At 46.8% G+C, this 10949-nt stretch carries 12 protein-coding genes; 6 read left to right on the forward strand and 6 right to left on the reverse strand.

What is annotated here, in order from left to right; all coding sequences use genetic code 11:
- Positions 1-28: 28 nt before the first annotated feature.
- Positions 29-1453 carry a nicotinate phosphoribosyltransferase gene (locus tag QUB30_RS28890; protein ID WP_333340948.1) on the reverse strand — a complete coding sequence of 475 codons (1425 nt, stop codon included), beginning with the start codon at positions 1451-1453 and terminating at the stop codon, positions 29-31.
- A gap of 500 nt (positions 1454-1953) precedes the next feature.
- Between QUB30_RS28890 and QUB30_RS28895 the strand changes: the two genes are divergently transcribed.
- A complete protein-coding gene (locus tag QUB30_RS28895) occupies positions 1954-2103 on the forward strand; it encodes an isochorismate synthase (RefSeq protein WP_333340951.1) in 150 nt (49 codons plus the stop codon).
- A 160-nt stretch (positions 2104-2263) separates the two neighbouring features.
- Here QUB30_RS28895 and QUB30_RS28900 read toward each other — a convergent pair whose 3' ends face one another.
- Positions 2264-2950 (reverse strand): diacylglycerol/polyprenol kinase family protein, encoded by a 687-nt coding sequence (locus QUB30_RS28900; protein ID WP_333340954.1) that lies wholly within the window; start codon positions 2948-2950, stop codon positions 2264-2266.
- 174 nt (positions 2951-3124) lie between these two features.
- Here QUB30_RS28900 and QUB30_RS28905 point away from each other — a divergent pair, with 174 nt between their 5' ends.
- From QUB30_RS28905 to QUB30_RS28915, 3 genes are read left to right on the forward strand one after another with little or no spacing between them, the layout of a single operon-like run.
- Positions 3125-3322: a hypothetical protein gene (locus QUB30_RS28905; protein WP_333340956.1), complete on the forward strand. Its 198-nt coding sequence runs from the start codon at positions 3125-3127 to the stop codon at positions 3320-3322.
- A gap of 23 nt (positions 3323-3345) precedes the next feature.
- Positions 3346-3627 carry an antibiotic biosynthesis monooxygenase gene (locus tag QUB30_RS28910; protein ID WP_333340959.1) on the forward strand — a complete coding sequence of 94 codons (282 nt, stop codon included), beginning with the start codon at positions 3346-3348 and terminating at the stop codon, positions 3625-3627.
- Between the two features lie 53 nt (positions 3628-3680).
- Complete coding sequence (locus tag QUB30_RS28915; protein ID WP_333340962.1) at positions 3681-4187, forward strand: DinB family protein; 507 nt, start codon at positions 3681-3683, stop codon at positions 4185-4187.
- A gap of 232 nt (positions 4188-4419) precedes the next feature.
- Here the strand turns inward: QUB30_RS28915 and QUB30_RS28920 are convergent, their stop codons facing one another.
- Both QUB30_RS28920 and QUB30_RS28925 read right to left on the reverse strand, forming a co-directional pair.
- The gene (locus tag QUB30_RS28920; RefSeq protein ID WP_333340965.1) at positions 4420-5385 is read right to left on the reverse strand and encodes a glycosyltransferase; all 966 of its coding nucleotides are present in this window, start codon (positions 5383-5385) and stop codon (positions 4420-4422) included.
- Positions 5386-5513: 128 nt separating this feature from the next.
- The gene (locus tag QUB30_RS28925; RefSeq protein ID WP_333340968.1) at positions 5514-5984 is read right to left on the reverse strand and encodes a tetratricopeptide repeat protein; all 471 of its coding nucleotides are present in this window, start codon (positions 5982-5984) and stop codon (positions 5514-5516) included.
- A gap of 75 nt (positions 5985-6059) precedes the next feature.
- Here QUB30_RS28925 and QUB30_RS28930 point away from each other — a divergent pair, with 75 nt between their 5' ends.
- Together QUB30_RS28930 and QUB30_RS28935 are read left to right on the forward strand one after the other, a co-directional pair.
- Positions 6060-7484 (forward strand): glycosyltransferase family 4 protein, encoded by a 1425-nt coding sequence (locus tag QUB30_RS28930; RefSeq protein WP_333340971.1) that lies wholly within the window; start codon positions 6060-6062, stop codon positions 7482-7484.
- A 37-nt stretch (positions 7485-7521) separates the two neighbouring features.
- Positions 7522-9429 (forward strand): hypothetical protein, encoded by a 1908-nt coding sequence (locus QUB30_RS28935; RefSeq protein WP_333340974.1) that lies wholly within the window; start codon positions 7522-7524, stop codon positions 9427-9429.
- Between the two features lie 305 nt (positions 9430-9734).
- Here QUB30_RS28935 and QUB30_RS28940 read toward each other — a convergent pair whose 3' ends face one another.
- Together QUB30_RS28940 and upp are read right to left on the reverse strand one after the other, a co-directional pair.
- Positions 9735-9941 carry a hypothetical protein gene (locus tag QUB30_RS28940; RefSeq protein WP_333340977.1) on the reverse strand — a complete coding sequence of 69 codons (207 nt, stop codon included), beginning with the start codon at positions 9939-9941 and terminating at the stop codon, positions 9735-9737.
- Positions 9942-10201: 260 nt separating this feature from the next.
- Positions 10202-10837, reverse strand: a complete 636-nt coding sequence (upp, locus tag QUB30_RS28945; protein ID WP_333340979.1) for a uracil phosphoribosyltransferase — start codon at positions 10835-10837, stop codon at positions 10202-10204.
- Positions 10838-10949: the final 112 nt, after the last annotated feature.

The following is a 10949-nucleotide window of genomic DNA, read 5'->3' on the forward strand; positions in this document are numbered from 1 at the left end:
CTACTGACTACTGACTACTGACTTCAATCTAAAATCTAAAATCTAAAATCGATTGACTCTTTTTGGTTTTTTGGGTGAGACTCTGCAAATCTGTAGAAATTTCCACTGGCGGCGAAATCGGGTTGTCGAGTTGCCGAGTTTCGGCTCGAAGACTGGCGACAGAAGCAGCAGTTCGTTTGGCGATATCCTCCAAACTTTCCTGGTTCTGCACTCGTTTCCCATCCTTGACAACCAACTCCATTAATGGTAATCGAGAATCGCAATTGTGAATAATTTCCCCGGACAATCCCAAACAATCTCCGAGAATTTGCCCATTTTCAATATGTCTAAAAATTTGCTTTCTTCCTGGATATGTTACCTTGCCGCTTGCCTCCTTCATCACCGGAATTCCGTCAATTTCCACCAACTTATAAACACCGTTCACAGGCGAACCGCTGACCAACTTCGTTCCCAAACCGTAACCGTCAATGCAAGCGCCGCTACTTTTTAATTTAGCAATTTCTCGATCGTCCAAATCGCCGCTAGCAAAAATTGGAACGCCCGGAAGGATCGATCGAACTTCCCGAGACAGCACCGCCAAATCCCCCGAATCGAGCCGCACCCCTTCCAACTGCATTTCACCGCTGTTTACTCGATCGGCCAACATCCGCGCCGCCGCCACAGTATTATAAGTATCGATCAGCAGCGGTGCCCCGGGAAAACAGCGGTGAAAAGCTGCAAACGCCTCCTCTTCGCTACCTTCGAGAGCCGCCACAGCCATTACCAAAGCATGAGCCATAGTACCTACAGGTTTGCGGCCCAACTTCAAAGCAGCCAAAACATTAGAAGTTCCCTCGAACCCCGCAGCCAAAGCCGCCCTAGCCGCCCACACAGCAGCTTGAGGCCCAAAAGCCCTGCGCGTCCCGAATTCCAGCAACTTAGCCTCCGGGCCCGCTGCATCCCGCATCCGCGCAGCCCGAGTCGCGATCGAAGTTTGATAATTTATCGCATTCAACAAATAAGTTTCCACCAACTGAGCCTGCCACAGAGGAGCCTCAATGCGCAGCAGCGGCTCGTTGGCAAACACTGCCGTCCCCTCCGGGACAGCCCAAACATCGCCAGTAAAGCGGGCTGTGGCGAGTAGAGTCCAAAATCGCTCCGGCGCACCTGCAAAAATGCCAGTGGACTGCAAAGCCTCTATTTGCGCCGGAGAAAACCGAAATTTTTCCAAATAATCGAGAACTTGAGCCAAACCCATCGCGATCGCGTAGCCAAAACCCTCTGGCAGCCTGCGCGCGAACAACTCAAAACTCGCCGCCCGCCCGTCGAGCCCTTCCCCTACGTAACAAGCCGCCATCGTTAGCTGGTAGAGATCGGTCAAAAGGCTGTAATCTGCTGAGGAAACCGTCAGTTCCCGGTCTTCTAAGATTTCTTCAAAACCTGTGAGCTGCAAGCTTTCTGTGGTAGTTTTCATAAGAAAAACCCCGAACAAATTTCTTTGTTTTAATTATAGTAACTAACACCATATAGTTTTGTGAATTTTTGATAAAGATTGCAGATATTTGTCTGAATAATTCCTTGAGTACGGCGGTGATTAGCATATTTTAGGTGGCTTGAGGCATGAATATTATGGTATAATTCATAAAAACACCTGATTTAACAAACTCAGGAATTAACCGCAAACACTCAAACGTTCCAGGTTTTTTACGAAAATATCTGGTTGCAGCCCTTGAACAGAGTTAGAAAACCCGGTTTCTGAGCGTCGGGAGTGCGATCGTCACTGCATGAGTTGAGCAAGGAAAAATCTACCAGCAAAAGGTCGATCGCCCACAAATGCGTAATTCCTAAAACCTTCAGTTTGCTTCTATGTTGCAGACTAATAAGTAATTCAAATAAATATTGCTAAAGTAGTCCAAAGGCCAAAAATAAGAGTAATCTAAAAGTATCCCAAGCCACACAAGAGAGGCGGATTTTATGAATCTTTATAAATCTGTTGTAAACGCAATGCGTTACGTTTCGGAAGGAGCCTCGCGGATATTTAGACGGAGCGATGACGATTATCCCAACAGTGGCGTTCAGCCTTTTGAAGGTACGCCATCTAAAGGCTCTAAACGGGAAAGATGAGCAGCCGATCGGGGATTTTATAGCGATGCAGGGAAAGGCATTCTGTTTAACAGTCAACAGTTAATTGTTGACTGTTGACTGTTGACTGTTGACTGTTGACTGTTAATACTAATTGTAGGTTGGGTTTCACTTCGTTCTACCCAACCTATCAATTCCCAATTTACAAAAACTGATTCAGAAAAAAGGCGATCGCAGCACTGCCGACCGGCACAGTCAGATTGTCAATTCCCCACTTAGAAACCGACTCCAAAGTAGCAGCAACCAAAGCTACAACAGCCGACACAGCCCAAGTTTGCCAACCTGCGCCTTGAACCGCCAGCAAAATCAAAGTGCTAACAGCAAAACTCACCAAATACATAGTTGCAGAACCTTCCCAACTCTTCTGCATTCCCCAAACTCGATAAATATGTTTGCCGTATTTCTGGCCGATGACAGCAGCCAATCCGTCGCCCCAAGCCATCACTAAAATGCCCAAAGCAGCGTATTCCTGATGCTGTAGCGGCCAAAACCAAGCGACGAGAATGCTGATAGTAACAGCATAGAAAAAAGTCCCCCAACTCTTCCGGTTGATGCTGTTGAGACTGGGTAAAATCGGAACTTGGTAAGAAATTAGGGCGATCGCCGCCGCTAAAATTCCCGCCGAAATCCCCACCCAACCGGGTATTTCCAGCCACCAAGCCAGCAAAATCACATTTCCAGTACCGATGTGCACCACCTTCCGCGATACCTCAGCATCGACAGAAGTAAAGCGATTTAAGCCCTCAGCTACCAGTAAAATCAAGCCCAGCCAGACTCCCACGAGGGAAATTTGCAGCCACACAGTCGGAATTTCAGCAAATATAGACACGATATTTAGGAAACACTTATTTACATTAGGCACTGTTTACTACTTTAGTGGAAAGCGCGATCGATGTTAGAACCCCGCAGCACTTTAAGGCTGCGGGGAGCTGGCTGTTATGTTTTTTGAGGTTGGTCTACTTAAAACCTGTGCTATGCTATAAGCAAGTCTAGAGAAAAAGCTATGACTATTTTAGTAGAAGAACTTTTGAATACCTTTGAGCTATTAACAGACTCAGAGCGGTTATATTTGGTATTGGAAATTTTGAAACGTACTGTTGATTTAGAGTTTCCACCGCTGTCTGATGACGATTTAATTCTGAATGCTGAGGGAATTTTTCTAGAGTTAGATGAGGAAGAATCCGAACCAGTGAAGTTGTAAAATTCTCAGAGAATCTGACTGCTATGCAATATGTATTAATTATTCATGAAGTAGAAAACTATGAAGCTTGGAAACAGGTATTCGATCGTGCTGAAAGCATCCGAAAAGAAGCTGGCGAGCGCTCCTATCAGGTCTTGAAGTATGACCGTGAACCCAACAAAATTGTTCATTTCTCCGCCTGGACATCAATCGCAGATGCTAGGGCGTTTTTTGAGTCGCCTAGACTGGTTAAAATTAGAGAAGAAGCCGGAGTTAAAGCTCCTGAGTTTATTTATCTAGACCAATTAGAGTCAGGAGTATTGTGAAAGACCTATTTGTATAATGTAAGTTGTTCAAACTATGTGGTTAAGTTTTGAGTATGTACGACGGTAGCTACTACCAGCTAATGGCTGAGTACAATTGCTGGATGAATCAAAATCTATATTCGGTCTGCTCGGCAATTCCTGATGAACAGCGCAAACAGGATATGGGTGCCTTTTTCAAGTCTATTCATGGCACTTTGAATCACTTACTGTATGGTGACAAAGCATGGATGGGTCGTTTCACTCTTCAGCCATTTTCGGTAGCAGTTATCGGTCAAGAACTGTATGCTGAATTTGAGGTTTTGAGAGCAGAACGCGAGACAATGGATCGGCAAATTATAGAATGGTCTACAAACCTTAATTCTGACTGGTTGAGTCAACCGTTTGAGTACACAAGCAATGTAGATGGTAAATGCCGCGTGCTACCGACTTGGGTTCTGGTGACACATATGTTCAATCATCAAACTCACCATAGAGGACAAATTACCACACTGCTCAAACAACTTGGCTACGACCCAGGCGTTACAGATATTCCGTGGCTACCCGCTATATCATTCGGATAATTTCTGCTTGTAAAACCACACGCCAGAAGACTGGGCGGTTAAAACCTCGTCTACACTTGCCTCTCGTCCCAGCAGAGGGAGACTGAAGAAAATCAAGAATTCAAACCTGTTTCGGTGGGTTTTGTCTGTATAAACGTAATTTTCACCGCCGACTCTTCAACTCTTGCCTTGCGGGTTTTGTGTGTATAGACGCGGTTGAAACCGCCGGGTATTCTGTCGAAATCCTACGCTTTCACAACTCCCGTTTCAACAACTCCCGTACAGCCGCAAAAGCCCTTGGACGCAACTCGACGGGCAGCAGCGACAATCCCAAACCCGCCCACATTTTCGCCTCAGAAACTGACTTTCCAGCTCGCACCATCAGGCGCCCTTTTGCAGTTTCACCAACCTCAATCAGCCGCAAACCCAGCGCTAATTGAGTTTCTGCAATCCTTTTGAGCCTTACTGTTTCCAACTTCTCGGAATCAAATTCGTAGCCGATCAAATAGCGCAATTTATCACTTAAATACGGAATTGCCCGATCGACTCCTTGCTGTCCTGCATGAACTCGATACTCCATCAACAGCTCAGGCAAGTAATAGCATTTTTTGCCCGCAATTGCAAGTCTGACAAACAAATCGTTATCTTCGCAATTTTGCCAATTCGGGCGCAGAAATCCCACTTCTTCCAGCGCGCGGCGGCGAAACAAAGTTGCCCCTATTTGCAAACTTTGTCTCACAAAAACTGTTGAGAGCAAATCTTCAATAATTCCAGCCGACAACTCGGTGCGGCCCCACCGCTGCGAATTGATTTTCGTCTGAGTTTCGTCAATATAATTGTTAATATCGATCACCCAGTGATCGGTACTGACAAAATCGATGCTGGGCTCTTTATCTAAAATAGCAGATGTCCGCTCTAGAAATTGCGCGCTCAGGCGATCGTCATCGTCAAACTTGATAAAATATTCGCCCTTTGCCGCCGCAAAGCCCGATCGCATATTATTACTCTTGCCGATATTCTGCGGGTGGCGAATGTAGCGAATCCCGCGACCTACAAATTCCGACATCAACAGAGGAGTGCTGTCAGTAGAACCGTCATCACAGATAATTAATTCAAAATCTGTATAAGTTTGATATAGCACGCTGGCGATCGCACAAGCCAGCAGATGCACTCGATTGCAAGTAGGAATGCAAACGCTAATTTTGGGTACTTTAGACAATTTTAGATTTGATATTTGAGATTTTAGCTTGCTAAAAAGTGATAACAATCCTGATTAAAAAAAATCCCGCAGTCGCATAGTTTTTTACCCATTGGTATTAACACATTTCACTCTCGGGACAGTTGATTTTAACTCAAACGAGCTGTACATTCGAGAATTAACTTTTGATTCACCAAAGCAAAAGGTTGAATTTCCAAAGCGCGGCGAAAAGCTTGAATAGCATTTATGTATTCTCCCAAGGCAGCGTAGCACAAACCCAGACCGTGCAGCGCCCCAAAATGAACCGGGTTCAGTTTGAGAACGGTTTCGCAGTCCTGGATCGACTTTTTATAATTTCCTTGGGTATAGTGAAGTACGGCACGCCGGTTCCAAGCTTCAGCAAAATCCGGCGCTTCCGAAATCAGTTGTGTCAGCAAATCCAAGGCGCGGCTAACATCGCCTGCATCTAGTAAAACTTGCGATCGCCTGAGAATTTGCATCCCATACTCACCTTTCTGGTTAAACCAAGTGCGCCAGAGTTCTGTAGTTGCCCGATCGCGCACGCTTTCGTCGGACTTTTTCAAGTCTTCCAGCAGCGCCTTAACAGATAATTCGTCCATAGGTACGAGGATTGTAAAAAAGATTCGACCGATCAATTTTATCGCTTGGCTGCAACTTTATTTATCTGACATCCCATGAAGATTTTAATGCTTTCCTCGACTTTTCCCTATCCGCCAAGCCGCGGAGGAACTCAGGTGAGGACGTTTAATTTATTGCAATACTTGAGCCGGCGGCATGATGTATTTCTCGGCACTGTGCGATCGCCCGATGTCACCGACGCACAAATCGACGCATTGCGCCAGCAAGTCACAGAATTAGCAGTTTTTCCCAAGCCGCAAGTACCCCCCCAACCCCCCCTGGTTAAGGGGGGGCTAAGACTGCACCAGGGGCTTGAGGAGGGCTTTTTGGCTTCCCCGCTAGCACCCCCCCAACCCCCCCTGGTCAAGGGGGGGCTAACTCTGCACCAGGGGCTTGAGGAGGGCTTCTTGCCTCCCCCCCTTAATAAGGGGGGGACTGAGGGGGGGTTCTCTGAAATAATAGGAAAATTCCACAGATTCGGTCGATTTTTGTTGTCCGGGACGCCTCCGAACGTACTCTCAAGCTACTCGCAAGCAATGCAGAATTGGGCAGACGAATTGGTAACAGCAGGCAAATGCGATGCTGTCACCTGCGAACACAGCGTTAACGAGATTTACGTGCGTCCGGAATGGCGGCAAAAAGTGCTGACAGTGGCAAACATTCACAGTTCCGTTTGGGGAACTTGCAGGGAAATGTTAGCAACCGGCACCTCCGAAAAACCCCTGCGCGATCGACTGAATTTACCGCTACTCGCCCGCTACGAAAAACGCTACTGTTCCAAATTTTCCCGCATTGTCGCGACAACATCCACAGACAGAGAGCAACTCCTAGAATTACTGTCGCCTCCGGTTCGGGTGCTAGGAAAACAGGATTTTTTTGTACCTCGCATAGATGTAATTCCTAACGGGGTAGATTTGGCCGCATTTCCGTACCGGTCGATCGATCCGGGAGGACACACCTTAATTTTTGCAGGCGCAATGAACAATTTGCCCAATATTGACGCCGCGCGGTTTCTCAGTTTGCAAATACTGCCGCCTTTGCTGCAGCGCTATCCCGATGCTACCCTCACCTTAGTGGGGGCTTCGCCAGTCCCGGAAGTGCTCGCCTTGGGGAAACTTCCGGGAATTCAAGTAGTAGGTCGGGTGCAAAGGGTGGCAGAATATTTGCATCAGGCTGCTGTTTGTGTGGTGCCGATGCGGATAGGTTTTGGAATTAAAAATAAAACTTTGGAGGCGATGGCTGCGGGAACCCCTGTCGTTGCTAGCGATCGAGGTTTGGAGGGTTTAGCCGTCGAGGGCGGCCCACAACCGAGAAGGGCCTTGCGGGCGAACAAAGTTCAGGAGTATGTTGAGGCGATTACCAGTTTGTTTGAAAATCAGCAGTTAAGACAGGATCTCTCTGTCAGCGCGCGATCGCTCGTTGAAAGTCAATACACCTGGGATATCATAGGTCGGCAGTACGATCGGCTATTGCAATTTTAAACTCTAAATTCTAAAATCTAAATTCTAAAATGGGACGATGGAACACAAAATTAACCCCTCAAAAAATCGAGTCAAACCCCCAGAAAATCGCAAAGTTGCTCCTCCTCCGACAAGACGCCGCCGTCAAACCCGACGCCCCAAAAATCTTCAAGAGTCCCAGCTTCCAATACCTGTTCCCCTAACTCCCGCCAGATATCCCTGGAAAAGACTGGTAGCTAATGTGACAGCCCTCAGCATCTTGTGCGGCTGCTCGGCTTTGATGGGAGGTGGCGCTTGGCTGAGTTACCAGCTCATTGTCGATCCTAATGGCAACAAGTTGATCTCTCAGTTTGTGCCTGGATGGTCGCGCCTGCCTACAGGTAGCAGAGATTCGATCCAAACTCTCGATCAAATCAAAGCCAGCATCCGCAAATTGGGATTTATAACCGGAGAACCCCTGCCGCTTCCCGTCGATAATTCTATTTCCGATTTGCTCTTGCCGGTGATGGTGGAAAGGACTGTTAACGCTTCTACTGTTTGCAAAAATCCTTGCCGTCAAATTGTCGAACTTCGGGTGTACCAGCGGGTGCAGCTTCCCGATCGCTATTCGGATAAAGAGCAGTATTTTCAGTTAGCAAGTTCTCTGAATCTAGAAGGCCCTGCGGAATCTTTTGTCATTGCTTCTTTAGCTGACTCTACATCTAACAATCAAGCCTCGAATCAGTCGCTACCCCTAACAGAACTGCGCCGCTTTGACGGAAAGCCCCCCGCGTCCGGCATTTGGTTTAATGTCAGCGGTAAACTGGTGCGGGGCGACAAGAAAATTCCCTACGGACAAGTCGTTCGCTACAACCCCAGCCAAAATCATTTAATTTCGCTTTTGGATTGGGTCAGTGCGGCCGGACAACCGCCGAATTGGCAACAAATTGTTAAGGGTTCAAATCCGCAGTTGGCGATCGACCAAACAGTTGGTTTAGAGCCGCAATTTACCCTTTATCAAATTGGCCCGCGCAAATTTTTGCCCAACCCCGTTCAGTTAACGGCGATTTCTTTAGAAGAGTTTGCCTTCAATGACGAAACTTACAAAAATGGGCTGCGACTTGCCAAAAGCGGGCTGTGGTCTCCAGCATTAAATGTCATGCGTGTGGCGAAGGGGAAAGCCGGCAAAAATTGGCCCGCAGTTGCGCAAGCTCAGCTAGAAACGATCGAATTTCACGCTAAAATTACTCGGGCTCAGGCGATCGCATCTTGGGCCAGTCCCGGTCAACAAGTTCTCGCAGAATTGATCGACGGCCGCTGGAGCGAAGCTTTGCAAGTATTTGAAGCCGATCCGAGCAACAGTCACGAAATAGCCACAACCCTCAAAAATGACGGCGGGCGGATCTGGAACCGCATAGACGCCGCCTTGAGAGTAAATGCCGCTGACGCCGATGTCAAGGCTTGGGGCGCGCTCATTGTAGCGTCTCAAGACGGAACTCGCGAGGCGATGAATTGGCTCGACCAGCAATCAGATACTGACAGCGAAACAAGAACTCGAATTCGGAATTTAGTCAATAAACTTGAGGAAGCAGTTTCTAAGGCTGAAAGTTTAGAAGGCCACAAGAGTCAAATTATGGGTTCTGCTACTTTAATTAGCAGTATCAATCCCGCTGAGTGGCTGGAACCCGAACCGAAAAACGAGTTAAAATTGGCAGGACAACAAGTTTGGTATCAGGTGCAGGTAGCGAGTTTTTACGACGGCAGCCGCTGGGTTAATTCGCCCTTTTCAGACGTAGAAGTGCGCTCTTTTCCTGCTACTCAAGTCAAGTGGCTCTGGGGGCGACTGGGATTGCAGGCTGACCCCAAGATTAAGATTGAGGTAGCCATGGCTAACGGTCAACAAAGAGTCGCTGTGGGAACGGTGAAAGCAGTGCAGGTTCAAGACGGAAGTCTGCGGTTGCTAGCGGCGGTTGACAAGCGATCGTAATCTGGCAGAAAGCATTCGGCAGAGAAAACAGTCCCGAAGCCACTCTCGACACCAAGAAACCGGGCTTTTTTTACCGTTTCTGCCGATTGCAACAGAAGTATTTTCGTAAAAAAACCCGGTTTCCTTCCACCCGTGCGTCCAAAACTAGGAATCAGGAAAATGCTTTCTTCTCCCCCTCCCGCAACTCGTCGAGAGGCGCAATCTCAAAACTCTTCCCCTCCCCACTTATAGCTTTTGGACAACAATGCAGACAAAAATTTTGTTAATTTAATTAACGCCACTTGCGCACAACAAACTCAGAGATGTCAAAGCGCGCCCTTTTTAGAGAGTGCTGCAATCATCTGCCGTTTCACCGCTTTAGCCCAAAGCTCAAACTCCAAACTGTTGATATTGTTAATTTTCACTGCCTCAACAGGCTGATCGGGGGCTTCTTTCTGTGCTGTAGTCTCCATTGTTTTTTTCCTCGTCCAAAAATTGTTAGTAGTCGATCGCAAACGGTTAGTGTCATACATCTATTTTATGAACTAATTCCTGCGATTAATTACACTAAAGGCAGAGAATTTAGCCATAAAATGCAGTAAATACATTGAGATAATGCAATTTACGAATATAATGTAAAAAAATCCTACAACCCTTCCTGTATATAGGCTTTTACTGACATTAAAATCTTACAATTTACATTGTCTGGCACTATCAAACCAATAGTTATGTTAGTAAACTTATTTTTAAATGAATGTATTGACATATACAGCCCAAAATCATTTTGTTGAATTCACATAGTGCCGTAAAGCCGATCGCCCGCATCTCCCAGTCCGGGTACAATATAGCCGTGCTCGTCCAAACACTCGTCAACTGCAGCCGTATAAATCTGCACGTCAGGGTGCTGTTCGTGAAAGTGCTTAAGTCCCTCCGGTGCCGCCAGCAAGCACAAAAACTTAATAGACTTCGGATTAACTTCTTTCAGCCTATCCACTGCCGCGACTGCTGAATTACCAGTAGCCAACATCGGATCGACAATTAAAACATCTCGCTGTTCGATATCTTGGGGAACTTTGAAATAATATTCGATCGCCATCCGAGTTGTCGGATCGCGGTACAAACCAATATGTCCTACCCTCGCTGACGGAATCAGCTCTAAAATACTATCTAACAGTCCCTGGCCGGCGCGCATAATCGAAATAATAACAATTTTCTTTTCTGCAGCCAGCACCGGTGCATTCATTTGGGCGATCGGCGTTTCTATTTGTTCGTATTTTAGCGGCAAATCTCGCGTGACTTCATAAGCTAGCAGCATCCCAATCTCTTTCAGCAGTTGGCGAAATTTCGCCGTGCTCGTTTGAGTTTGCCGCATGAGAGTTAACTTGTGCTGTATTAAAGGATGGTCGATGACAGTAACTTTAGCACTCATTTTTTTGAATAATTACTTTGCTTTATTCTAACTGAGGATCGCGAATTAAATAACTTACAATTTTAATTGTTATTGTGGGATGGGCGTCCCGCCCGTCTTTTTTGGACGGGCG

This window comes from Microcoleus sp. BROC3, from assembly GCF_036702515.1.
Taxonomy (GTDB): Bacteria; Cyanobacteriota; Cyanobacteriia; order Cyanobacteriales; family Microcoleaceae; genus Microcoleus.

Bases quoted from the DNA above. Each gene is read 5' to 3' on its own strand.
- QUB30_RS28890 (WP_333340948.1), bottom strand. From the start codon at position 1,453: ATGAAAACTACCACAGAAAGCTTGCAGCTCACAGGTTTTGAAGAAATC.
- QUB30_RS28895 (WP_333340951.1), top strand. From the start codon at position 1,954: ATGAATCTTTATAAATCTGTTGTAAACGCAATGCGTTACGTTTCGGAA.
- QUB30_RS28905 (WP_333340956.1), top strand. From the start codon at position 3,125: ATGACTATTTTAGTAGAAGAACTTTTGAATACCTTTGAGCTATTAACA.
- QUB30_RS28910 (WP_333340959.1), top strand. From the start codon at position 3,346: ATGCAATATGTATTAATTATTCATGAAGTAGAAAACTATGAAGCTTGG.
- QUB30_RS28915 (WP_333340962.1), top strand. From the start codon at position 3,681: ATGTACGACGGTAGCTACTACCAGCTAATGGCTGAGTACAATTGCTGG.
- QUB30_RS28925 (WP_333340968.1), bottom strand. From the start codon at position 5,984: ATGGACGAATTATCTGTTAAGGCGCTGCTGGAAGACTTGAAAAAGTCC.
- QUB30_RS28930 (WP_333340971.1), top strand. From the start codon at position 6,060: ATGAAGATTTTAATGCTTTCCTCGACTTTTCCCTATCCGCCAAGCCGC.
- QUB30_RS28935 (WP_333340974.1), top strand. From the start codon at position 7,522: ATGGAACACAAAATTAACCCCTCAAAAAATCGAGTCAAACCCCCAGAA.
- QUB30_RS28940 (WP_333340977.1), bottom strand. From the start codon at position 9,941: ATGTATGACACTAACCGTTTGCGATCGACTACTAACAATTTTTGGACG.
- upp (WP_333340979.1), bottom strand. From the start codon at position 10,837: ATGAGTGCTAAAGTTACTGTCATCGACCATCCTTTAATACAGCACAAG.